Source organism: Nocardia sp. NPDC046763 (genome assembly GCF_040645495.1).
GTDB lineage: Bacteria > Actinomycetota > Actinomycetes > Mycobacteriales > Mycobacteriaceae > Nocardia.
The window spans coordinates 24,267-47,924 of sequence record NZ_JBEYYI010000016.1 but is presented as its reverse complement, the minus strand read 5'-3'; the positions used below and the strand labels follow the sequence as shown (position 1 = coordinate 47,924).

The window sequence follows — 23,658 nt, the reverse complement described above, 5'->3', positions numbered from 1 at the left end:
CGGATCCGACCCGAGCTGTCGACGTCGACGGCTTCGCCTCCCGCCTCCCCGAAATAGATGTCGGCGTCGCCGGGCTGCATCTCCCACAACGGCTGCCCGAACCAATCGCGAATCAGCTCAAGGTGTTCGGGTACCTGTCGTGCTGTTGGCCTGCACCTCGATGTACGCCGCCAGCGACATCCCTTCACGGTCGGCGGTCCGGACGTATCCGATGAACGGAGCATCAATCACTACAAGATGGTGTTGGCCGACCAGCAACGCGTTCTTCCCCAGTGCGTCGTAGACATGGGGACCTACAACCCGTCGATAGATTGCGCTGTCGCGATCATGCGGGTTGCCAGTCAGTTCGGACATCACCGCCTGTTCAAGAGCCGGTGCGAATGAGTCCTTGTCGAAGACCAACGCACCGAATTGCGATGCCAGCCACCTCGATACGCTCGATTTGCCGACCGCAGGAAATCCGGATACGTCGACCACGCCCCGTGAGAGCCCATCGGCCGCACGGAGCAGTGCATCGCGGGTCGTCTTGCCCAAAATCTGGTCAACCGCCATCGCACTCCCTACAGCTTGTCGCCGAGCCGGGCACGTCGGTGCGCTGCCTTCGCGCGTTCGTCGGCCACCGACTTTCCGTAGCGGTCGAGCATCTGGCGGGACCGCCAACCCGCCTGCATCATGAGGTCTTGTTCCTGGCCACCGTTCGCGAGCCACGTATGTGCGAACCAGTGGCGGAACTGGTGGGGGTGGATGTGGTCGATGCCCGCCGCGGCGGCGCGCCGCTCGAGCATCTGGCGGATTCCGTTGTCGGTCATGCGTCCCTGACGGCCAAGCCACAGGGCGTTCTCGTTCGAGGTGTGGCCAGCTTGAGGATGTTTGGCTCGTGCGCGCATGTACTTACGAAGCGCCGCTCTGGTCTTGTCACCGAATGGTGCACTGCGTGGGCGTCTTCCCTTGCCGACGACCATAGCCGTGTTCTCCGCGAAGTCGAGATCGTCGATGTCGAGCGCTGCGAGTTCACCCGCGCGACAACCGGTGTCGGTGAACATCCGGATGATTGCCGTGTCACGTAGCGAATCGAAGTCCGCACCGGAGCACTCGGACAGCAGCGCGCGTAGCGCGTCGTCGGACGGAACCGGTGTGAGGCGCTCCGGCGCGGCGGGCAACGTCATCTTGTCGAACGGGTCCGCTTCGATGATGTCCTCTGCCGCAAGGTATTTGAAGAACTGCTGCAGAGCGCGGTAGTGACCGCGCGCGTACTCCGGCGAGAGCGGTTCGCCAGTGCGCTTATTCGGTCGCGTGAGCAAGGACTCGATGAATCCGCCGATGTGCTCGCGTGTGACGTCCGGCGCCACGGTCGGCGACTTGTTCTCGATCAGGTAGTCGATGAAGTAGCCGATCCGCATCAGATAGCCGTCAATGGTGTTCCGGCTCCGGTTCCGCCGGCGGAGTTCGGTGGCGAAATCTTCCTTCAGCTCGCGAAGATCGTCCAGGTCGAGTGCCCCCATGCCCGCTGATTCTACGCTCGGAATCCATTGGTCTACGAGCTTTGTTCTGGATCGATCTGACTCCAGATCGGCGAATATCAGCAGGTCAGGTAGCGAAAGTGGGGCGGGCGGGGCTCGAACCCGCGACCAATGGATTATGAGTCCACGGCTCTAACCGACTGAGCTACCGCCCCCGACCGCTTCAGATCACTGCGGGCTTCGCGAGATGCTACCGCCTCGGGAGGGTCGATGCCCACTTGGACTCGCTATACGGCTTACGGTAGCTGTCGGCGATCTTGTTGAGTTCGAGCTGATAGTAGAGGATGCCGAGGCCGAAGATCAGGTTCAGGACGAAGCCGAGGATGGGGTTGCAGGTGCCCTCGAGGCCGGCGGCTTCCTGGGATTGGCGGATTCGGGTGCCGGTGCGCCAGAAGCTGATGATGGCGGCGATGCCGGTCCAGGAGAGGAAGAGCATGACCAGGAGGGGGCCTGCGACGGGGGCCTCGGGGTCGCGGCGGAGTTCGGCCATTTCCTTGTGGATCTTGTAGTACCAGACGAAGAAGTAGATGCCGAGGGTGATGAGGGGCCAGACCAGCCATACCAGCACCGGGTTACGGGGCTTGATCGGCGTGGCGAGGGCGGTGGTCATGCGGTGAATCCTTTTGTCGTCGTGAGGTTTTCGTAATTCCGGGCGAACCGGCTCGGGAAACGTATCCACAAGATCGTGACCGGATCGTGAAGCGTTAATCTGAGGAGATCCACGACCGCAGGGAGGAACACGATGGCGAGTCTGTTCGCGAACGTGCTGAAGGCACATCAGTGGATCTACGAGAACAGCAACGGCCTGGTCGGGCACAAGCTGCTGTTCGGGAACCCGACGCTGCTGCTGCGCACGGTCGGCCGCAAGACCGGCCAGGCGCGCACCAATGCGCTCACCTACGCGCAGGACGGCAAGGACTATCTGGTCACCGCCTCCAATGGCGGGTCGCCGAGGCCGCCGGGCTGGCTGGCCAATGTGAAGGCCAAGGCGGACTGTGACATTCAGATCGGCACCAAGCGGATTCCGGTCACCGCACAGGCCACCTATCCGGACGATCCGGAATACGCGCGCCGCTTCCAGCTCGTCGACAAGGTGAACCAGGGCCGCTACACCCAGTACCAGGCGATGACCTCGCGTCCGATCGCCGTGGTGGTACTCACGCCCCGCTGACACGCGTACCGGGTGGACTTCGCGGGTAAGGGTCGACTATCCTGCGTGATTTGAGGGGAGTACTTCCCAAGAATCACTCCGGTCAGTACGGGCCGCGCCGACGCGTCCCCCGGATGGTTGCCTGCGGCTGTGGCATTCGAAGACGCAGGTGAAGGAGACCTCGGCTGGTTCACCCTGCCCGAGGAGGTCCAATGAGTCCTACCCTGCCCGTTCTCGCGAGTTCCACCACCATCCACAGTGTCGGTACGCCCTGGCTGTGGGGCGGGACGATCGCCGCGGTGCTGGCGCTGCTGATCCTCGACTTCGCGCTCACCCGCCGCCCGCACGAGGTGTCCATGCGCGAGGCCATCGCCTGGACCGTCTTCTACATCGCCCTGCCCATTGCCTTCGGCGTGTTCCTGTGGTTCAACAACAGCGGCACCCCTGCGGTGGAGTTCTTCACCGGCTACCTGCTGGAGAAGTCACTGTCGGTGGACAACCTGTTCATCTTCATGCTGCTGCTGTCCGCCTTCGCGGTCCCAGCGGCGCTGGCGCAGCGGGTGCTGCTGTACGGCATCGCGGGCGCGCTGGTGCTGCGCGGCATCTTCATCGCCCTCGGTGCGGCCGCCCTGGCCACCCTGGACTGGGCGTTTCTGTTGTTCGGCATGATCCTGCTCGTGACGGCGGTGAAGCTGCTGGCCGACGCGGCCGGCGGGCACGCGCAGGAACTCGATGTCGCGAACATGAAGTCGGTGCGCCTGCTACGCCGCATCTGGCCCGTCACCGACGACTACCGCGGCACCAAGATGGTGGTCCGCGAGGCGGATCCCGCCCAGCCCGGTAGGTTCCGCCGCGCCCTCACCCCGCTGGCGCTGGTGGTCGGCGCGGTCATGGCCACCGACGTCGTCTTCGCCGTCGACTCGGTGCCCGCGGTGTACGGCGTCACCGGCGACCCGTTCCTGGTGTTCGCCACCAACGCCTTCGCGCTACTCGGTTTGCGCGCACTGTATTTCGTCCTGCACGCCGCCCTCTCCCGCCTGGTGCACCTGGCCTACGGCCTGGCCGCCATCCTCGCCTTCATCGGCGTGAAGCTGGTCCTGCACTGGGCGCACGGCATCTGGAGCGGCGTCCCCCAGATCCCAACGGCCGCCTCACTACTGGTGATCGTGGTGGTGCTCGCGACAGTGACCTTCACCAGCCTCCGCGCCACCCGCGGCGACCAGGGCCAGGCCCAGGAGACCGCGGTCGACGTGCAGTGAACCGCGCGGCAGCTGCGCGGGAACCGGCGAACAGCACTCGCGAACCGCGTAGACATCGACGTAGCGTGAACCCATGCTGTTGCGCCGTTCCCGGCCCCTCGGCTCGAGCAACGCGCTGGAACTTCCGGAGGCGGTGTTCAAGACCTGTCCGTGGCAGCCGCGCGGGGCCGTATCCCCAACTCCGGCTGCGACTTCCACGGCGGCGATCAGGCTCGCCGCGGGTGGCAACAGCCGTCGCGACAACCAGAACGATCACAATGGCCACACAAATCAATCCGGCCAACCATCGTCGGCCTTCTCCCCCACCTCACGGCCCCTCCGACCGCGAGATATAGCCGAAAGCTACGCCGGGGAGAATCGGCCCGACAAACCCATTTTCCGGGGGGCTCATCGCCGGTGTGAGCCCCCGCGGCAGTGGGCGCTGCTACGTCAGCTTCACTCGCGCCGCGAAGAAGCGGGCGACGGCCGGGGCGCAGCGATTGAAGCGGTACTGGAGCCAGGCTTCGGGGGTGACCGGGACGACGTCACGGCCCTGCTCGACGGCCTTGACGATCTGGGCGGCGACCTTCTCCGGGCCGTAGCGGCGGGCGGCGTAGAGCTTGTCGTAGCGCTGCTGCTTGGCGGCCTCCTCCTCGGCGGAGACACCCGAGAAGCGAGTGGTGGCAACGATATTGGTGTGCACGATGCCGGGACAGATGGTATGTACGCCGATCCCATTGCCCGCCAGTTCGGCGCGCAGGCAGTCGGAGAACATGAAGACCGCGGACTTGGAGGTGGAGTAGGCGGCGAAGCCGCGCTGGGGGGTGTAGGCGGCCATGGAGGAGAGGTTGACGATGTGGCCGCCGAGGCCGCGATCGGCCATGGCCTTGCCGAAGGCGCGGCAGCCGTTGATGACACCGTGCAGGTTGATGTTCAGCACGCGGTCGAATTCGGCTGCGGGGGTTTCGAAGAAGTCGCCCGCCGCGCCGACACCGGCATTGTTGATCAGGATGTCCGGCACCCCGTGGGCGGCGATGACCGCCGCCGCGTGCTCGGTGACAGCCGCCTCCGACGACACGTCCAGCTGGTAGGCGTGCGCCGTACCGCCTTCGCGCGCAATGAGTTCCGCGGTCTCCTTGGCCGAGTCCAGATTGATGTCGGAGAGCACCACCTCGGCCCCGCGCCGCGCGAACGCCAGCGCGGTCTCGCGCCCGATGCCGCTGCCGCCGCCGGTGATCACCAGCAGCTGGTCCTCGAAGGTGCGCTGCTCCCGGCCGACCTCGGCGCGCCGCAGCGTCCGCGGGGTCTCCCCCGTCCGCAGCGAGTCGATGAGCTCGACGGTGGAGGTGGCCAGCAGCTCCGGGTGGGAGAACGGCAGCCAGTGCCCGCCGCCGACCTCGCGCCGGTACAGGTTGGGCGCCCAGTCCTTGGTGTCGTCGTAGCCGGCCGGCCGCACCGCGACATCGCGGCGCGCGATGATCAGCTGTACCGGCACCTCGGTGCGGCGTTCCCGCGGATCGCCCAGGCGCTGCAGGATATTGGCGCGGTAGATGCGCATGCCGTCGAAGAAGTCGCGCCGGAACTCGGGTCCGAGCTTGATGTTGGCCGGCGAGGTCTCGTTCATCAGCCCCACGAAGCGCGACCACATCTTCTCGGTGCCCAGCGGCTTGAGCACCACCCGCGGCACGCCCGGCGTCATGAACAGCCCGGTGTAGGCCGAGGACAACAGCTGGGTGAACGGCCCCCACACCTTGCCGCGCGACAGGCTCGACCGCACCCACGCGCCCAGGTGGTCCAGGTTGGGTCCGGACACCGAGGTGAACGAGGCTACCCGCCCGGCGGCCTGCGGCTCGCAGACGGCCTCCCACATCTCCACCGAACCCCAGTCGTGGGCCAGGATGTGCACGGGCGCATCGGGACTCACCGCGTCGGCGACGGCGAAGAAGTCGGCCGCGAAGTGCTCGAGCCGGTAGTCCTCGGTGCGGTCGGTGCGGGTGGAGCGACCGTGCCCGCGGGTGTCGTAGGTGACCACGTGGAAGCGGTCGGCCAGCAGCGGCACCACCCGGTCCCACAGATGGTTGTCGTCGGGCCAGCCGTGCACCAACACAATGGTTTCTGCCGAGGGTTCACCGTATTCGTAGACGGCGATGTCGAATTCACCGCTGCGCACCAGGCGTTCGGCGGCGGGGTTGACGATGGGGTGATCGATCACGATCTTCTCCTCGTTGAGAGACGGCGCTAGATGTCCAGTACCAAACGGTCCCCGCCGCAACGGGATACACAGATGAGCATGTCGCCGGCCGCGCGCTCGGCGTCGGTGAGCACGGTGTCGCGATGGTCGACCTCACCGGAGCGCACCCGCACCACACAGGTGCGGCAGAAGCCCTGCCGGCACGAATACGACGAGTCCGGACGGGCCTTCAGCACTTCCTCGAGCACCGACTTGTCGGCGGGCACGTCGAGGACCGCGCCGGTGCGAGCCAGCTCCACCTGGAAGGCGGTGCCGTTCACCACGGGCGGCGGCGAGAAACGCTCGGAATACAGCTCCACGCCGGGCATTTCGCGCACGGCGTCGGCGATGAGCTGGGTCATCACGACCGGCCCGCAGCAGTAGACGGAGGTGTCGGGACCGACGCCCGGCAGCAGCTCGTCGGCCGTGGGAATGCCGTGTTCGTCATCGGTGCGCACGGTCACCCGCGAACCGAAGGACTCCACCTCCGACAGGAACGGAATGGTGTCGCGGGATCGCCCGGCGTACACCATGCTCCACTCCGCACCCAGCCGGTCGGCCATCCGGATCATCGGCAGGATCGGCGTGATCCCGATGCCGCCCGCTACGAAATGCACTCGCGCAGCGGAGGATCCGTACCCGGGCAGCACGAACGGGAAGGCATTGCGCGGCCCCCGCACGGTGACCGGGGTACCGACCGCCAGCTCCTCGTGCACCTCGAGCGAGCCGCCGTTGCCGTCCGGAATGCGCCGCACCGCAACGCGATACGCGTGCCGGTCGGCCGGGTCGCCGCACAGCGAGTACTGCCGCACCTTCCCCGAGGGCAATTCGAGATCCAGGTGCGCGCCCGGCCGCCACTCGGGCAGCGCACGCCCGTCGGGCGCGGTCATCAGCAGGCTGATCACATCGGTGTCGTGCGCCTCGCCCCGGCGCTCGGCCACGACGAGCGGAATCCGCCAGTCGTCGACGCGCACGTCCGGCTCGTGCCGGTTCACGAACGTGCTCCAGCGCAAACGGCTTTCGGCGATGAAGTCCAGCACCTGTGTGGTGCGATCGGCGCGGCGCTTGCCGAACAGATCGCGCGGGGGCGCGACCGGGACGGGACGGATCGCGCTCACGAGGCCAGCGCCCGGGCAGCCGGGGACTGCGCCAGGTAGGCCACCGCCTGCGCGGTCGAGCCGACGCCCTCCGGGTTGTAGCCCGGCTTGAACGTGGACAGCGCGCTCATCAGCAGCGACGGAATTCCGGGCAGCGAACCGCGCCACATGGCCGCGAAGATCCGCGCGATCAGCATCGGATAGCGATGGTTGGGTAGCGACGGATCGGCGTGCACCAGGAACTTGCTGCCGCGCAGCAGCAGCGCGATGAAGATCGGGAAGACGATCAGCATGAGCGCGCCGCGGCGCATGTAACCGACCTCGAAGTACTCGGCCACATCGTGCGCGACCATGCGGTGCTCGACCTCTTCGGCCCCGTGCCAGCGGAACAGATCCAGCATCTGCGGGTCGGCGTCGAACTGCTCGAGGTCGGCATTGATCACCCAGTCGCCGAGGAACGCGAAGAAATGCTCGAGCGCGGCGATGACGCCGAGCCGCTCCACGAGTTGCTGCTGCTGCGCCGCCGAGGAGGCCAGCTCCCGCGGGCCCAGGGTCTTGCGGAACAGGAATTCCGCCTGCCGCACGTACGGTGCGACATCGATGCCGTGGGCCGCGAGCACCGCTTCGAGTGCACCGTTGTGGCTCTCGGCATGCATGGACTCCTGCCCGATGAAGCCGATCATGGCCTCGCGCAGCTTCTCGTCCTTGACCAGTTCCAGGGCTTCGCCGAAGGTCACCAGGAACATGCGCTCGCCTTCGGGCAGCAGCATGCTCAGGGCATTGAGGACGTGCGAGGCGATCGGTTCCTTCTTCATCCAGACCGGTTCGGTCCGCGACCAATCGAACTGCACATTCCGGGCATGGAGGGCTACCTCTCCGGGTTCGGTCACCGGTCGGCGGCCCGGCTTCGGAAGTAGCTTCATCGGTACTCCTGGTCTCGTATCGCGTTTGCTGCGTGAGCGTAGCAATATTCTACGCATGCATGAAACCCTGAGTTACACCTAAACTTGCGAGCCCTCCCCTGTACAAAACGACAAGGGAGCTCTCACTACGGAAATTCGTCCGATTCCCCGCAGTGAGAGCTCCCTCGTGCGGAGCTAGCTGTCGACGTGGACGTGGGGACGCTGGGAGCGGCGCGGGATGGCGCGGCGCAGGATCTCCCGGGTCACCGGCGCCACCTCGCCCTCACCGAAGAACATGAAACGCACCAGGTTCGTGAGCGGATTGCCCTCGGTCCATTCGAAATACACGTGCGGGCACTCGCCGGTGCGGTCGCGGATCGCGATCAGAATCGACGCGATGCAGTTCGGCACGGCCGCGGCCTCGACGGTGAGGATGTGGTAGTCCTCCACGTCCACCTCGGTCACATGCAGTTCGGTGCTGAACTCCGACGGGTCCTTCACGATGACCTCGAGGAACAGGATCGGCTCGTCCTCGGGGATGTGGCTCTCGCGGCGCTGGTCGGCTTCCTTCTCCGCGTACTCCTCCGGCGATCGCCCGTCGGTGATGTCGTGGGTGACGATGCGGATCTCACCGCGCTCGGCCAGCTGGTCGATCATCTGGCAGGCCTTCTCGTCGAAGATCACCTCGACGGCCCGCAGCTCGAAGGCCCGGCGAACACGCGAGGCGAACGACACCACCACGATCGCCACCACGAACAGGATGGCCAGATGCAGACCAGCCGGCTTCTCGATGATGTTGTCGATCGTGGTGTACACGAAGATCACCGACACCAGACCGAAGCCCAGCACGCGCGAGTACTGCTTCTTACGCCAGGCCGAAATGGTCACGGCCACGGCCGCGGAGGTGATCAGCACCAACACACCGGTCGCGTACGCCGCACCCTGCGCGTCGACATTGGCGTCGAAATACCAGGTGATGCCGAACGAGACCAGGGCGAAAACCAGGGTGAGCGGCCGGATCTGACGCGCCCACTCCGGGGCCATGCCGAAGCGCGGCAGGTAGCGCGGCACCAGATTGAGCAGACCGGCCATGGCGGACGCGCCCGCGAACCACAGGATGGCGATGGTGCTGACGTCGTAGACGGTGCCGAACGCATTGCCCAGGTACTCGTGGGCCAGGTAGGCCAGCGCGCGGCCGTTGGCCTGCCCGCCCTCCTCGAACTCCTTCTCCGGAATGAGGATGGTGGTGATGAAGCTGGTGACGATGAGGAACACGCTCATGATGATCGCGGCGGTCGTCAGCAGCTTGCGGGTGCCGTTGATGCGGGTGCGCGGGTATTCCTTGGAATCGGCCGGATTGCCCTTGATCTGCGGCATGACCGCGACACCGGTCTCGAACCCGGACAGACCCAGCGCCAGCTTCGGGAAGACCAGCAGTGCCACGCCGATCATGGCGAAGATATTGCCGTGCTCGGCCGTCAGCAGATGCGACCAATCGGTCACCAGGTGCGGGGCCTGCAGCACCTTCACGATGCCGACCGCGGCGACAACCAGATTCAGGGCCAGATACGCGCCGACCAGTCCGACCGCGATGCCGATAGCCTCACTGAATCCCTTGAGGAACACCGCGGCCAGCAGCGCCAGCAGGACCAGCGTGATGGTCATGTTCTGGTTTTGCAGGAACGTCGGCACATACGGGTTCTCGACGATGTGCGCCGCACCGTCCGCCGCCGACAGCGTCATGGTGATGGTGAAGTCGGTGGCCGCGAAGCCCAGCAGCACCAGGATGGAGATCTTGCCCCACCAGTTCGGCATGAACTTGGCGAACATGGCGATGGAGCCGCCGCCGTCATGACTTTCCCTGGCCACCCGGCGGTAGACCGGCAGCGCGCCCAGCAGGGTGAGCGCGACCAGCACAATGGTCGCCAGCGGGGACAGCACGCCTGCGGCGAGCGCCGCAATGCCGGGCTGGTAGCCGAGTGTCGAGAAGTAGTCGACACCGGTCAGGCACATCACCTTCCACCAGGAATGCTGATGTTCCTTGGGGGCCTTCTTGGCCATCGGGCCCGGGATCTGCGAGTAATGCTCCCCGGCGTCTTCCAGTAGCCAGTTCGCGAAACGCGAACGCTGCTGTACGTCGGTCGTGGTCAAGGAGTCCTCCCCGGAACCCTGTTCGTCCGGTTTCCCGAAATATTCCGTAAATGACGTGACGAATGTACTCACGGCAAACCGGGCGCAGACAATGCCCGCGCCATGAGCCGTTCCGTCCGGTGTGCTAGCCCAGATAGGCCGCGATGGCAGTGGCGATGGCCTGCGCGAATCGCGCGCGACCATCCGGTGATTCGATGACCGCGGCGTCGCCGGGATCTCGCATGTTTCCGCACTCGATGAGGGCGGTCGGGCGCTCGGAGAAATTCAGCCCGGCCAGATCGGCCCGCGGGTTCAGCCCGTCCGAGCCGACATAGGTCGAGGTGGTGAAGCCCGCGCCGACCATGGTGTCGCGCAGGGTGGTGGCCAGCTGCACCGACGGCCCGGACTGGGCGTCGTTCAGCGCGGGCGAGGAGTAGGCGACGTGGAAGCCGTGGGCGCCCGCGGGCGCGCCGTCGGCGTGGATGGAGACCACGGCCGCCGCGCCGACCCGATTGCCGAGGGTGCCGCGGTCGTTCACGCACGGGCCGACGCCGGTGTCGCTGTCGCGGCTCATGACCACCTGGTAGCCGCGGGCGCTGAGCAGGTCGCGGACGCGCTGGGCCACATCCCAATTGAATTCGTGCTCGGTGTAGCCGTCGTCGCCGCTGGTGCCGGTGGTGTTGCAGGGCTTCATGCCGCCGCGGCCGTCGGGCACCTGCGTATTGATCTCGTCGGCGTGGGCCGCGCCGCCGCCGTTGTGTCCGGGATCGAGGACCACGGTCTGGCCGGCGATCGGAAACAGCGGGCGGGCAGGAGCTTCCGGCACCGGGCGCGCGAGCGACCCCGAAACCGGTGCGGCGGCGAGGCTCTGGCCGGTGCCCGCGATCAGCAGGGCGCCGCAGAGGGCCGCGAGGGACTTCCAGGTTCGGTGTCGCACGGGACAAACGATAACGGTTGAATCACGAACGGGTAAGTCAGTGTTCGAGTTTGCGTAGGAGTCCGTGGAGTCTGCGCAGGTCGGCGGGGGTCAGGGCGGCCAATTCTGCGGGCGCCGGGTCCGGCGTGGCGAGGGCCTCGGCCACCACCTCCTGGCCCGCGCGGGTGAGCGAGATGAGCTTGCAGCGCCGATTGGTCGGGTCGATCTCGCGGATCACCAGGCCGCGCTCCTCGAGATCGTTGACCGCGACCGTGGTGGCGGGGGCGTCCATGGTGGCCGCCCGTGCCAGCTCCTTGGCGGTGAGCGGGCCCGGCAGCAGCCGGCGCAGGATGCGAATCCGGCTGAACGGCATGCCGGTTCGCTCCACCACCGCGCGCTTCCAGGTGTCGCGGGTGTCCATCACCAGGTGGGTGAGCTGCCGCCAGACCTCATCGGTCGTGGGCGTGTCATCCGGCATGAGCGGGAACCTTCTGTTCGAGCAGGGGGGCGACACGATCTCGCGAACGGTACGCCCAGTCGGTATTGGCGGCCGCACCCAGCGCGGTGACTGCGACGGCGAAACCGGCGATGGTCCACCACAATCCCGCGCCCGTGAGCGCACCACACAGTGCCACACCGAGACTCACGCCGACCTGGCGGCTGGTGGAGGCCACCGCGGCCGCCGCGCCCGCGCGATCGAGCGGCATGCCGCTCACCGCGGTGGTGGTGATGGGCGCGTTCACCATGCCGAAGCCGATCCCGAACAGCGCGAAGGTGATGACCAGCTGCCAGATCGGGGTGTCCGGGTGCAGCAGGGTGAGGCCGATCGCCGCCACCGCCATCAGCGCACCGGAGGCCAGCAGTGACGGACGGGTGCCGTAGCGGCCCACCAAGCGCCCCGACAGCGGCGAGAAGAACAGCATGCCCAGCGCCATCGGCAGGTACAGCAGACCGGTGTGCACGGCCGAGAAGTGTCGGGTCCCTTGCAGATACAGCGACATGTCGAACAGGAACGCGCCCAGCGCGGCGAACGAGCAGACCGCGATGACGGTGGCAGAGGAGAACGGGAAGCTACGGAAGAAGCGCAGGTCGATGAACGGCGACGGGTGCCGCGCCTCGTGCCACACGAATCCGGCCAGCGCCAGGGCGGACACCACGAAGACCGCGGGCTCGCGTTCGATCAGGCCGTACACGAGGGTGAACAGCACCACGATCGCCAGCGCCTGCCCGATCGAATCCATGCCGCGCGGCTTGGCCGACTTCGATTCCGGCACATAGACGGTGGTGAGCGCCAGCGCGACCGCCACGATGGGCAGGTTGATCCAGAACACCGACTGCCAGCCCAGGCTGTCGATGAGCACGCCACCGACCATGGGCCCCAATGCCGTCGAGATGCCGACCACCGCGCCCCACACGCCGACCGCCCGAGCCCGCTCCACCCGGCCGGTGAAGGTGGTCGTAATGATCGACATGGCAACAGGATTCAGCATGGAACCACCGACGGCCTGTACGAACCGCGCGCCGATGAGGACCTCGATGGTGGGCGCGATGCTGCACAGCAGCGAACCGAGCGCGAAGGTGAACAGCCCGATGCGGAACACGCGCTTGCGCCCGAATCGATCGGCGGCCGCACCGGACAGCATGAGCAGGCTGGCGAGGGTGAGCGTGTACACGTCGACGATCCACTGCAGCCGCGACAGCGGCGCGCCCAGGTCGTGGCGGATGGTGGGGATGGCGACATTCACGATGGTCGCGTCCATGGACGAGATCAGCAAGCTCAAACAGCAGGTGATCAGGATGATCGTCTTCCGGCGCGAGCCCAGCTCCTCGACAGTTGTAAGCACACAATGATTGTGAATACACAACCGTTTCGGGCGCAAGGGGTCACAACGATGGCACGGATCACATGTGACGACAGGTTTTGGTTGTCACATACAGACCGTTGTTGTCACCCGCGAAGCCGGAGCCATGAACACGGCGATCTGGTTCGATTACCGGTATGCGCCATGCTGCGGAGTTCTTGCTGGAGAGTCGGCCGGCGGTTGGCCACCTGCCACGCTCTCCATTGTTCCGCGCCGGTATTTGAGCTGAATTCTATTCTGCCCATGCTGGTTTCGGGCGGTCGTGACGGTCCGGCGGCTTCTTCCGATCGTCACGTCGCTGCACCGCGAGTCCCACGGATCCGAGCACGATCGCCGCACCGATCAGCAACCGCGCCGTCAATGGCTCGCGGAGGATGCAGATGCCCGCGGACACGCCGACGACCGGGATCAGATACGCGGTCAGCGCCGCGGTGGTGGGGCCCAGCCGGGCGACATTGCGGTAGTTCAGCAGTTCGGCTCCGGCGGTGCTGATCACGCCCAGGGCGAGCAGGCTCGCGATGCGCACCGGCGTCAGCTCGACGCGGCCGGTGTCGGTGGTGGCGGCCGCCAGTGGTAGCAGCAACAGGAGCGCGCTGACCTGGATGACGGCCGCGATGTAGAGCGGCTGCCGGTGAGACAGGTTACGACGCATGTAGGTCCAGCCGAATCCGTAGCACGCCGACGCGGCGAGCACGGCCAGGCATCCGCCCCATGAGCAGCCGGTCAGGTCGCGCGAGCCCAGTCCCGCCAGCACGGCGACGCCGATCAATCCGATCGCGACGGCCCCGAGCTGCCGCCGGCCGGGGCGGTGCCCCAGCATGAGGACCGCGAAGCCGAGGGTCCACAGTGGGACCGTCGCGTGTAGCACGGCCGACAGGGAGGCTTCGACGTGCTGCTGCGCCCAGGCGGTCAGGCAGAACGGCAACGCCACGGTGGTCACGGCCAGCACCGCCAGATGCATGCGCTCACGCCCGCCGGGCACGGGCACGGTCCGGCCGCGGGCGCGCAGCAGTGCGGCCGGTGTCAGGACCAATCCGGAAAGCAACACGCGAATGAACGCGATTCCGAACGGCGGCATCCCCGGCAGCGCCACCTTCATGAAAACCGACGACAAACCCCACATAGTCGACGCGAGCACCACACCGAGCACGGTTCCTCCGGAGTCATCGACGAACCCGGTCTTCCACCAACCCGATCAGCGGCAAATGTTCCGCCGCACAGCCGAATGCGAAGTAATCGGCATTGCGAGCCTACCGGTCGGATTGCTTGGCTCAGTGGTATTCGGCGATGACCCGCCGAGGCCCGGTGCGGCCTCGAGCGCGGGCATGGCGGCAGCGAGCAGGCCGCACCAGCCTCGACGGCCGGGACATCGGTTTCACACCGTCGCGAATATCTTTCTCGCCGTGGATATCCCACCGGGCACCCACGTCGCGGACCTCCTCGTGACGTCCCAGCAACGCCACCGCCGTGGCCACATGCGACGCCACCACGAAGGCCAGATACGTTGCGCCCCTGCCGGATCTGCCCAGGGTCACCCGCTTCCAGCTACCCCGATCCAGTCCGCGACCAGCAGCCGAGGCTGCGCCACAAACCGTGTGTGTTTCAGCGAGCGTGATCGTGTCGGCGGGTGGACTTGATACCGACAGCGAGCGCGATGCTGGACGCTGCGACGGCCACGCCGATCCACGAAGTCGTCGTGTAGCCGGTTTCGGAAGGAGCGAAGGATCCATCCGAGGTGTAGGTGGCGAGCATCAGACCGCTGAGCGCACTACCGATGGAGAACCCGACTGAGCGGACAACCTGGTTGATACTCATCGCGGCAGCGGTTTCCTCGCTCGGAGTTACGGCGAGGATGGCTTGGGGCATCGCGGCGGAGAACGAACCGACCCCTAGGCCGAGCACGCCCATCGCGACGATGGGCCAGGCAACCCCGAAGGTCCGGGTGGCCGCGAAGAGCAGACAAGCCCCGGCCACCACAGCGCCGCTGACGGCCAGCAACGGGAAGGGGCCGATGCGCCGGCTCAGCTGCGGGACCAGACGACCCGCAAGGAATCCCAACGCGGAGAACGGAACCAGCACCAGACCTGCCTCGAACGAGGTCAGCGCATAACCGTAGCCGGCCTGGGATGGCGTCTGCACATAGCGGGTGATCAGGGTGAACAGCAGATACATGGCGACGCCGGACACACCCATGACGAGGTTCGCGGTGGCGACCTCCGGGTGCCGCAACGCACGCAGGTCCACCAGGGGCCGCCGCGCCCGATGTTCCACGGCCACCCAGCCCGCCAGCACCGCGATGCCCGCGGACAGGATCATCGTGGCGGCGACCGGGTCGCTGGTCCACAGGCTCGTTTCGCTGGTGACCACCAGCACCGCGACCAAACCGACCGACAAGAGTGCGGCACCCGGCCAATCCATCGCCCCCTCGCGTGGCGCATCCGGCGCGTCCTTCGGCACCGCCACGACCGCCGTGATCAGTGCCGCTGTCGCGACGATCAGCCCGAGCAGGTAGGCGGCCCGGACCCCGCCGATCTGAGTCAACAGTCCTGCCACCGGATAGCCGACCCCGACGCCGACCGTCGAGGCCACCGACAGCATCGCGATCGTGGAAGGGGCGCGCTCGCCGAGATATTGGCGAGCAATGGCCATCATCAACGCCGTCAGTCCCAGACCGACCCCCTGTGCGGCGCGGCCGAAGATCAGCACGGCGAACGGTGCGGGCACCACGGTGGCCGCGCTGCCTGCCACCACGACAGCCAACGTGGCCAGGATCACCGACCGCCGTCGGCGGCCCGAGCCGAGCCGCCCGAGCAACGGGGTAGCCACCGCCCCGGACAGCAGGGTGACCGTCAGTGTCCATTGCGAGGCGCTCAGCGACACCCGGTAGTCCTGAGCGACCGCGGTGATCAGCGGGGCACCCAGGCTGCCGATGGCCGCCACCACCAACGCGATGAACAGCAGTGACGCAACCAGCGCGGTGCCCCGGCCGCCGACGCGATCGACCTCGGATGTGGTGGTGGAGCTCATTGGTTGTTCTCCTCGGTCAGATGATCGAACAGTCCGGCCCGGATGCGGGTCCGGAGGCCACGCGCCCAGTCCGCGTCCACCTCATCGGTCTGGAGTGCGGCGGAGGAATTGAGCAACATGCCGTAGGCCAAGAAGGTCTTCACCGCGACCGGCGGCAGTCCGGTGCGCTCCGCGGTGACGGTCCACATCCGGTCCATCTCTTCGCGCACCACCTCGCGCACTTCTGGATCTCCGCAGGCGGCGAACGCCTGCAACTGCACCAGCAGCGCGGTCCGGTCGGTCAGTGCGCGGTCGTAGAACTCACCCATCGCCGCGAGCGCGTCCCGCCCCGAGTTCTGTTCCGCCGCTTGGTCCATGCCGTCGATGAGCCGATCGAATGCCCGTCGCACAACCTCGACGAACAACGCCTTCTTCGACCCGAACAGACGGAACACATAGGTCTGGGTTATCCCGGCACGCCGGGCGAGGGCTTCTGTCGAGGTGCCATGTAATCCGGCCCTGGCGAACTCCTCCGCCGCCAACCCCAGCAGTTGCTCGCGCCGCTGCTGTCTCGACATTCGCTCGACCGACGACGACTTCATGGCGGCGAATTTATCACTGGTTACCAACCACTAACTACTAACTATGAACTACGTCTCCGCGGGCGCGGTCGACATCCGGTCGCGCCTCAGCTGGGGCGGTCAGTGTTTGGCAGTCGCCGGGGCCGTCACGGCAGACAACACGCCGAGCACATCCTCGGTCTGCTGGTCGGGGGTGCCGTAGGTGTGGGCGGCGACGGTGAATCCGGGACCGAAGGACACCGATGCCACTTCCGGAGCGCCGACATCGGACCAGCCCCACTTGGTTCCGTACACCTGCGGCAGTCGCGCGGTGCCCCAGTCCTGGCGGGTGCCGTCGGCCGCCCGATCGCTGGGCTGTTCCATCCAGGCCAGGATCGGGCTGTCGGGTTCGTCGCGAAGTTTCGCGGCCAGGAAGTCGGCCACGTCGGCGACGCTGGTGGTCGACAGTGCCCAGCCGCCGGCGCCGTGGGTGGCGCGCAGGCCGTACTCCTGGGCGATCGCGTCGATGGCATACGGGTACTTCGCCGCGATCCGGTCGGCGGCCGCGTCGTCGGACTTGCGGACCATGCGCTCGCCCAGCTCGCGATCCTCGGCCGAGCCGTCGCCGTGCCGCAGAGCGAAATCCGCCATGAACAGCTTGGCGATGGACAGGGCCCCGCGCTCCTCGGTCTCGTTGTCGGTGCCCCAGCCCGCGCCCGGCGCCAGCGTGCGCACCGAGAGCGCGGTGCGCGGCGGAACGTGGAGGTACTGCGGGATTCCCGGGTCGAAGCCCGGCTGTGCGCACGCGGCGCCCACCACGGCCATCCAGACCCCCGCCACCACGGCCGCGACCGCACCGGCTCTCGTACCCATCACCACCTCCGCGTCGCGTTCCGCCCGATGCCACCTTGCGCTCCGAAGCCGGGCGGGGATCCACGACACGCCGATGACTCTCAGACCGTGAGGATGGTCCGGCCGACGGCGGCGCGGGAGCCGATGGCGGTGTGCGCGGCTGCGGCCTGATCGAGGGGGAAGGTCTGGCCGATGACGACCTCGAGGCGACCGGAGGCGACCTCGGCCTGGGCGCGGTCGTGCAGGGTGAGCCAGTCGGTCTCGGGGGTCGCGATCTCGAACAGGGAGACGATGGTGATGCCCTGGGCGGCAGCGGATTCCGCGTCGATCGCGGCGAAGCCGCCGGCCGAGTTGCCGTAGGCGATGAGCAGGCCGCCGGGAGCGGTGGCGGCCAGGGCGGCGCGGCCGATGTCGCCGCCCGCGCCGTCGAGGACCACCTGCACGCCGCCGGTCCGTTCCCGGACCTGCTCGGCCCAGCCGGGTTTCGAGTAGTCGACCACCTCGTGCGCGCCGAGCCGTTGCGCCAGAGCGAGTTTCGCCTCCCCGCGCGCGGCGGCGATGACCTGCGCGCCGGCCGCGCGGGCCAGCTGGATGAGCAGGGTGCCCAGACCGCCCGCGGCGGCGGTGATCAGCACCCACTGATCCGGTTGGATCGCGGCGCGGTCGGCGACCGCGAGCACGGTGCGTCCGTCGTGCACGAGGGCGGCGGCCTGCTCGAAGCTCAGTTCGTCCGGGATGACGGCCAGGGTGCCGGCCTTGGCCAGGGCCAGTTCGGCATAACCGCCGATGGGCAGGCCACCGCCGATGCCGCTGGCCGCCGTCGGGGTGGCGACCCGCTTGCCGACCCACGCGGGGTCCACGTCGGGCCCGACCGATTCGACCGTCCCCGTGACCGCGCCGCCGGGCACGAACGGAGGTTCGACGGGGAAGAATTCGCGCGCCCGGCCACTGCGCATTGTCGTGTCCAGGAACATGACGTCGGCGGCCGCGACCCGCACCACCACTTCGCCCGGACCGGCGACCGGATCCGCGACCTGCCGCACGGTCAGCACGTCGGGTCCACCGAACTCCTCGGCCTGCACTACACGCATCTCGTTGCCTCCCTCTCGCTTTCGACGGGGTGTCGATGACTCCAGGATCGAACCTCAACTTATGTTGAGGTCAAGCGGGCGGGCCGTGATTCCGCTCTGGGCGAACCACGGGTGATTCCTGGACATCCCGAGACGGCGTGCGCAAAACAGGAACTCGAAAACATCGAACCCGCCACCCGCACTCGATAATGACCGCATGCAGTACCCCGAATCGCGGCTTTCCGACACCACCCGCGTGGAAGCCTTCAGCGACGGCGTCATGGCCATCGCGATCACCCTGCTCGTGCTCGAGATTCGCATTCCGGAGACCGATGACGGCTCGCTGTGGCATGAGCTGACCGGGCTGTGGCCGAGCTACCTCGCCTATGGCGGATCGTTTCTCACCATCGGCGTGATCTGGCTGTGCCACCACCGCTTCTTCGGCCGGGTTCGGCGGATGGACGGGCTGCTGCACTGCGGCAATCTGCTGTTGCTCCTGACGGTGGCGTTCCTGCCGTTCCCGACGACCGTGCTGGCCCATCATCTGGAGGACGGGGGCTGGAATGGCAAGGTGGCGACCGCCTTCTACGGCGTGGTGGGTGCGGCGCAGGCGGCGGCCTGGTTCGTGATGTGGATTGCCCTGCGCCGCAACCCCGATCTGTTCGAACCCGGCTACGATGCCGAGTACGCGCGGCGGGAGAGCCTGCAGGCGGTGATCGGGTTCGTGAGCTTCGACCTGATCGCGGCCATCGGGCTGGCACTGCCCGCGGCGGCGTTGCTGCTCTATCTGGTGGCGGTGCTGGGCTACGGGTACCTGAGTACGCGCCCGCAGGTCTTCGCCCGCGTCTGAACCGTCGTCCCGCTCACCGGGACTCGTGATTGCCAGGGGGTTCTCGCTCGGGTGGCGCGGCCCGCCCGGTGCGCTTATGCTGCGTCCGGCAGATCCGAATCCGCTTGCCGGTCCGGGCATTTGGCACGGATCCCGCACGCGGGTGCGGTTGGGGGTATCGGGGCACTCGCCCTGGTGGACATCGGTGCGGAAGTGCGGAGCGTGTCGGAATCAGTGAATCCGCCGGGCGGGGGGCAGCAACCCGTCCTGCGACAGCGACCGCCCCTGTCCACATTGGCCGGAACCCTGGCTCTCAGCGCGGGCGCGGTGGCGGCCGCGGTCTTCTACTCTCCCACCGATTTCCGGGTGCCGCTGGCTATCGGCGCGAGCGTGGCTGCGCTGTTGCTGACGGCCGCCGTGACGGCCGCCGCCTACTACCGGGGCCGGGTGCAGGCGGTGCGGCAGGAGGCACTGACCTACTCCGTGCAGGCCGATGCCCATGTGGCCGCGACCATTTCCGCCGCTCAGGCACGAATAACCGAGTCCGAGGCCAGGATTCGCGGCATCGGCGAAGAGGTCGCGGCAGCGGCCCACGCCGCCAAGGAGAGCGAGAGTCGCCGCGCCGCCGCCATGGCCGCGTTCGCCGGCGCGGCGGGGCGCATGCAGGCCATGAGCACCAGCATGCTGGCGGAGCTGCGCGAGATGGAACACCGGCACGCCGACCCGAAGGTGCTGGCCGACCTGCTGGAACTGGACCACCGCACCGCGCAGGCGGGCCGACTGGCCGACAACATCGCGGTGCTCAGCGGTGCGCGTTCGGGCCGCCGGTGGGCGAAACCCATTGCCATGGAATCGATCCTGCGCGGCGCCATGGGCCGGGTCGCGGGCTACCAGCGCGTGCGCCTGCGTGCGATCACCGAGATCGCCATCGTGGGCCACGCCGCCGAGGGCGTCATGCATGCCCTGGCCGAGTTGCTCGACAACGCCTGCAACTTCTCCCCGCCCACCACCGAGGTCCACGTCTACGCCGCCGAGGTCCCCGCCGGTGTGGTCATCACCATCGAGGACTCCGGCCTCGCCATGAGCGAATCCGCCCTCCGGCGAGCCGAATCCGCCGTCTCCGGCCCCCGCGCCGGCTCCGACCTCTCCGCTCTCTCCGGCACCCGCCTCGGCCTGGCCGTGGTCGGCCACCTGGCCCGCAAACACGACCTCACCGTCAGCTACCGCCCCTCCGCCATCGGCGGCACCGCCGTGGTGGTCGTCATCCCCCGCGAACTCACCGCCCGTCTGGAACGCCAGTCCGGCACCTTCGGCCGCCTCACCCCGGTCACCACCCGCCCGCACCCCGACACCCCGGCGAGGGATGTCGCCACCGCGCCCGAAACGGCCCCGCCGCCGAAGCCCGCCTTCGCCTCCACCACCCCGACCCAGACCGAAATCGACCAGTACACAGCGACTTCCAGCGGCCTCCCCAAGCGCCGCCGCGGCAGCACCCTGGCCGCCGTCCATCCGGACGGCCTATCCGGCCCGGCGCGATCCGAGGCCCCGCGTGCGCCGTCCGCGCCCTCGGCCATGGCCGCCTTCCAACGCGCCTTCACGACGAACTCATTCTCCGCCCCTACGACCCCTTCGGAGACCGATCGATGACACCCTCCGCCGCACATCTGGGTTGGCTGCTCGAGCAACTGCTGGCGCGTACGCCGCGGGCGCGGCATGCGCTACTGCTGTCGGGCGACGGGTTGAAGATCTGTCATACAGCCGGGTTGGAGAACGACAGCGCGGATCAACTCGCGGCGATCGCCGCTGGGATCCAGAGTCTTTCACACGGGGCCTCGGTGGAGTTCGGGGACGGGCGGGGCGGGGTGCGCCAGTCGATGACCGAGTTCTACGGGGGGATCCTGTTCATCGTGGAGGCCGGGGTGGGAGCGCACATCGCGGTGGTGGCCGCGGAGGACGCCGACGCCGGGCTGGTCGGCCACACGATGCGGGAGCTGGTCGAGCAGCTCGGCGAGCATCTGGCCGCCGCACCGCGGGTACCGGGGGCGAGCGTGTCGTGACCAGGCCAGACGAGGATCCGGATCGGCTGTACACGCTGACCGGTGGTCGCAGCCAACCGGATTCGGACGCGTTCGATCTGGTGACCCTGGTGGTCAGTGAATGCGATCCGGTGCGCGGCATGCAGTCCGAGCATGCCGCCATCCTCGACATGTGCCGCGCGCCGACCGCGGTGGTGGAGATCGCGGCCGAGCTGCGGCTGCCGGTCGGCATCACCGTCATCCTGCTGTCGGACCTGCTGCACGCGGGCAAGATCACGGTGCGGCACCCGGATCACGCCGCGCGGCAATGGAATTCGCTGCCCGATACCGACATGCTGGAAAAGGTGCTCGTTGGACTCCGTAAGCTCTGACATCCGGTGCGCCGGCACCGAAGACCCGCGTCCGGCCCGCGCCGACGCCCCGCTGCACGCCGATGCCCGGCAGGGCCTGAAGATCGTGATCGTGGGCGGCTTCGGCGTCGGCAAGACCACCATGGTCCGCTCGATCAGCGAGATCCGTCCCCTGGACACCGAGGCCACCATGACCCAGGCCGGCCAGGGCGTCGACGATCCCGCGGGCGTGCCCGGAAAGACCACCACCACGGTGGCTTTCGACTTCGGCCGCATCACCATCGACACCGAGCACGTGCTGTACCTCTTCGGCGCGCCCGGCCAGGAACGCTTCTGGTTCCTGTGGGACCGCCTGTTCGCGGGCGCGCTGGGCGCCATCGTGCTGGTGGATCAGCGGCGGATCGCCGACTCGTGGTACGCCATCGACCGGCTCGAGCACCAGCGCACCCCATTCATCGTGGCGTGCAACAACTTCGGACCCGGACCGGCCCTGCCCGCGGTGCGCGAGGCGCTGGATCTGGACCCGCACATCCGGCTGCTCGACTGCGACGCGCGCGACCGCGACTCCTGCAAGAACGTCCTGATCGCCCTGGTCGAATACCTCTACCACCCGGAGACCGCGCTTTGGAGGAATCCCGCATGACCTCGCCCGCGCCGGGTTCCTGCCCCGTGCCCCACGAGCCCGGCGTGGTGCCGTTGAGCGGCCCCCGCTTCCACACCGATCCGCACTCGCTGTACCGGGAGATGCGCCGCGACCACGGGCCGGTGGCCGCGGTCGAGTTGCCCGGCGGGATTCCGGCGTGGCTGGTGCTGGGGTATCGAGAGATGCACCAGGTCACCAGTTCTCCCGAACTGTTCCCCCGCGATGTCAGCCTGTGGAATCAGTGGCCGAATATCCCACCCGACTGGCCGCTGCTGCCCATGGTCGGCTCGCCCATGCCGTCGATCTATTTCACGGCGGGCGCAGAGCATCGGCGGCACCTGGCCATGGTCGAGCCCGCGCTGGAATCCGTGGATCCGTTCGAATTGCGCCGGGTCTGTGAGGGTTTGGCCGATCGGCTGATCGACTCCTTCTGTGGTCGCGGTCAGGCCGATCTGGTGGGCGAGTTCGCCGAACCGCTGCCCGTGCTCGTCCTGGCCTGGCTGCTGGGCATTCCCGACGCGGAGGGTCCCGGGCTGGCGCGGGCCATGAAGGTGATGGCCGACGGCGGCGCGGACGCGCAGGCGGCGCACCTGCAGTTCATGCAGTACATCCAGCATCTGCTGGCGGTGAAGAAGACCGCGCCGGGCGATGATCTGGTCTCACGCATGCTGGCCTTCCCGGCGCCGTTCACCGACGAGGAGTACGTCAACGACCTGATGGCCGTGACGGCCGCGGGACACCTGCCGACCGCGGACTGGCTGGTCAATTCGGTGCGCCTGATGCTCACCGACGACCGGTTCGCGGCCGCGCTGGGCGGAGGGCGGCGCAGTGTGGATCAGGCGATGAACGAGGTGCTGTGGGAGGACTCCCCCACCTCGATCCTGGCCGGCCGCTGGGCCGCGCGTGATACGCGCCTGGCGGACCGGACGATTCGCGCGGGCGACCTGCTGCTGCTCGGGCTGGCCGCCGCGAACACCGATCCGCATGTGCGCCAGGCGGTCGGCGATGCCGCCACCCACACCGGCAACAATGCGCACTTCGCGTTCAGCCACGGCGAGTACCGCTGCCCGTTCCCGGCGCAGCAGATCGCGGAGGTGGTGGCGCGCACCGGAATCGAGGTGCTGCTGGACCGACTCCCGGACATCGATCTGGCGGTGCCCGCGCAGAACCTGGTGCGACGGCCGTCGCCGTTCCTGCGCGGAATGACTTCCCTTCCTGTTGTTTTCACTCCTGTTCGTGCTCTCGGAGGTTTCCAGTGAGTTCCCCC

The 23,658-nt window shown here is 67.8% G+C and carries 23 protein-coding genes, 1 tRNA gene and 1 pseudogene; 8 read left to right on the top strand and 17 right to left on the bottom strand.

What is annotated here, in order from left to right; translation table 11 throughout:
- Positions 1-117: 117 nt before the first annotated feature.
- The 4 genes from ABZ909_RS24940 to ABZ909_RS24925 form a co-directional block, all read right to left on the bottom strand.
- Positions 118-552: a hypothetical protein gene (locus ABZ909_RS24940; protein WP_357003580.1), complete on the bottom strand. Its 435-nt coding sequence runs from the start codon at positions 550-552 to the stop codon at positions 118-120.
- Between the two features lie 8 nt (positions 553-560).
- Positions 561-1,502, bottom strand: coding sequence for a tyrosine-type recombinase/integrase (locus ABZ909_RS24935; RefSeq protein ID WP_357003578.1), 942 nt, complete (start codon positions 1,500-1,502; stop codon positions 561-563).
- 99 nt (positions 1,503-1,601) lie between these two features.
- Positions 1,602-1,675, bottom strand: a tRNA-Ile gene (locus tag ABZ909_RS24930).
- Positions 1,676-1,710: 35 nt separating this feature from the next.
- Positions 1,711-2,130 (bottom strand): DUF4234 domain-containing protein, encoded by a 420-nt coding sequence (locus ABZ909_RS24925; RefSeq protein WP_357003576.1) that lies wholly within the window; start codon positions 2,128-2,130, stop codon positions 1,711-1,713.
- Positions 2,131-2,262: 132 nt separating this feature from the next.
- Between ABZ909_RS24925 and ABZ909_RS24920 the strand changes: the two genes are divergently transcribed.
- Entirely contained in the window at positions 2,263-2,691 is a 429-nt protein-coding gene (locus ABZ909_RS24920) for a nitroreductase family deazaflavin-dependent oxidoreductase (RefSeq protein ID WP_357003574.1), read from the top strand.
- A gap of 191 nt (positions 2,692-2,882) precedes the next feature.
- Complete coding sequence (locus tag ABZ909_RS24915; RefSeq protein WP_357003572.1) at positions 2,883-3,929, top strand: TerC/Alx family metal homeostasis membrane protein; 1,047 nt, start codon at positions 2,883-2,885, stop codon at positions 3,927-3,929.
- A 424-nt stretch (positions 3,930-4,353) separates the two neighbouring features.
- On the opposite strand, the gene ABZ909_RS24910 is transcribed toward ABZ909_RS24915, so the two are convergent.
- The 13 genes and pseudogenes from ABZ909_RS24910 to ABZ909_RS24850 form a co-directional block, all read right to left on the bottom strand.
- The gene (locus ABZ909_RS24910; RefSeq protein ID WP_357003570.1) at positions 4,354-6,120 is read right to left on the bottom strand and encodes an SDR family oxidoreductase; all 1,767 of its coding nucleotides are present in this window, start codon (positions 6,118-6,120) and stop codon (positions 4,354-4,356) included.
- A 26-nt stretch (positions 6,121-6,146) separates the two neighbouring features.
- Positions 6,147-7,256, bottom strand: coding sequence for a PDR/VanB family oxidoreductase (locus ABZ909_RS24905; RefSeq protein WP_357003568.1), 1,110 nt, complete (start codon positions 7,254-7,256; stop codon positions 6,147-6,149).
- Positions 7,253-8,158, bottom strand: a complete 906-nt coding sequence (locus ABZ909_RS24900) for a metal-dependent hydrolase (protein ID WP_357003566.1) — start codon at positions 8,156-8,158, stop codon at positions 7,253-7,255. Before ABZ909_RS24900 ends, ABZ909_RS24905 begins: the two co-directional genes overlap by 4 nt.
- A gap of 174 nt (positions 8,159-8,332) precedes the next feature.
- Entirely contained in the window at positions 8,333-10,198 is a 1,866-nt protein-coding gene (locus tag ABZ909_RS24895) for an amino acid transporter (protein WP_357003958.1), read from the bottom strand.
- Positions 10,199-10,412: 214 nt separating this feature from the next.
- Positions 10,413-11,204: an N-acetylmuramoyl-L-alanine amidase gene (locus ABZ909_RS24890; protein ID WP_357003564.1), complete on the bottom strand. Its 792-nt coding sequence runs from the start codon at positions 11,202-11,204 to the stop codon at positions 10,413-10,415.
- A gap of 37 nt (positions 11,205-11,241) precedes the next feature.
- Positions 11,242-11,661, bottom strand: a complete 420-nt coding sequence (locus ABZ909_RS24885) for a MarR family transcriptional regulator (protein WP_357003562.1) — start codon at positions 11,659-11,661, stop codon at positions 11,242-11,244.
- Positions 11,651-13,027, bottom strand: a complete 1,377-nt coding sequence (locus tag ABZ909_RS24880) for an MFS transporter (RefSeq protein ID WP_357003560.1) — start codon at positions 13,025-13,027, stop codon at positions 11,651-11,653. Before ABZ909_RS24880 ends, ABZ909_RS24885 begins: the two co-directional genes overlap by 11 nt.
- Positions 13,028-13,277: 250 nt before the next feature.
- Positions 13,278-14,183 (bottom strand): DMT family transporter, encoded by a 906-nt coding sequence (locus tag ABZ909_RS24875; protein ID WP_357003558.1) that lies wholly within the window; start codon positions 14,181-14,183, stop codon positions 13,278-13,280.
- A gap of 313 nt (positions 14,184-14,496) precedes the next feature.
- Positions 14,497-14,595 (bottom strand): annotated as a pseudogene (locus ABZ909_RS24870) (undecaprenyl-diphosphatase); the annotation flags it as partial.
- Positions 14,596-14,647: 52 nt separating this feature from the next.
- Positions 14,648-16,072, bottom strand: coding sequence for an MFS transporter (locus ABZ909_RS24865; RefSeq protein ID WP_357003556.1), 1,425 nt, complete (start codon positions 16,070-16,072; stop codon positions 14,648-14,650).
- On the bottom strand, positions 16,069-16,653 hold the full coding sequence (locus tag ABZ909_RS24860; protein ID WP_357003554.1) for a TetR/AcrR family transcriptional regulator: 585 nt from the start codon (positions 16,651-16,653) through the stop codon (positions 16,069-16,071). The genes ABZ909_RS24865 and ABZ909_RS24860 overlap by 4 nt, the downstream gene beginning before the upstream one ends.
- A 99-nt stretch (positions 16,654-16,752) precedes the next feature.
- Complete coding sequence (locus ABZ909_RS24855; protein ID WP_357003552.1) at positions 16,753-17,484, bottom strand: hypothetical protein; 732 nt, start codon at positions 17,482-17,484, stop codon at positions 16,753-16,755.
- Between the two features lie 80 nt (positions 17,485-17,564).
- Positions 17,565-18,554 (bottom strand): zinc-binding dehydrogenase, encoded by a 990-nt coding sequence (locus ABZ909_RS24850; RefSeq protein ID WP_357003550.1) that lies wholly within the window; start codon positions 18,552-18,554, stop codon positions 17,565-17,567.
- Between the two features lie 196 nt (positions 18,555-18,750).
- Here ABZ909_RS24850 and ABZ909_RS24845 point away from each other — a divergent pair, with 196 nt between their 5' ends.
- From ABZ909_RS24845 to ABZ909_RS24820, 6 genes are all read left to right on the top strand, one after another.
- On the top strand, positions 18,751-19,383 hold the full coding sequence (locus tag ABZ909_RS24845) for a TMEM175 family protein (RefSeq protein ID WP_357003548.1): 633 nt from the start codon (positions 18,751-18,753) through the stop codon (positions 19,381-19,383).
- 201 nt (positions 19,384-19,584) lie between these two features.
- Positions 19,585-21,009: an ATP-binding protein gene (locus ABZ909_RS24840; RefSeq protein ID WP_357003546.1), complete on the top strand. Its 1,425-nt coding sequence runs from the start codon at positions 19,585-19,587 to the stop codon at positions 21,007-21,009.
- Positions 21,006-21,419: a roadblock/LC7 domain-containing protein gene (locus ABZ909_RS24835; protein ID WP_357003544.1), complete on the top strand. Its 414-nt coding sequence runs from the start codon at positions 21,006-21,008 to the stop codon at positions 21,417-21,419. The genes ABZ909_RS24840 and ABZ909_RS24835 overlap by 4 nt, the downstream gene beginning before the upstream one ends.
- Complete coding sequence (locus ABZ909_RS24830; protein ID WP_357003542.1) at positions 21,416-21,769, top strand: DUF742 domain-containing protein; 354 nt, start codon at positions 21,416-21,418, stop codon at positions 21,767-21,769. Before ABZ909_RS24835 ends, ABZ909_RS24830 begins: the two co-directional genes overlap by 4 nt.
- A gap of 76 nt (positions 21,770-21,845) precedes the next feature.
- Positions 21,846-22,391 carry an ATP/GTP-binding protein gene (locus tag ABZ909_RS24825; protein WP_357003956.1) on the top strand — a complete coding sequence of 182 codons (546 nt, stop codon included), beginning with the start codon at positions 21,846-21,848 and terminating at the stop codon, positions 22,389-22,391.
- Positions 22,388-23,650 carry a cytochrome P450 gene (locus ABZ909_RS24820; protein ID WP_357003540.1) on the top strand — a complete coding sequence of 421 codons (1,263 nt, stop codon included), beginning with the start codon at positions 22,388-22,390 and terminating at the stop codon, positions 23,648-23,650. The genes ABZ909_RS24825 and ABZ909_RS24820 overlap by 4 nt, the downstream gene beginning before the upstream one ends.
- Positions 23,651-23,658: the final 8 nt, after the last annotated feature.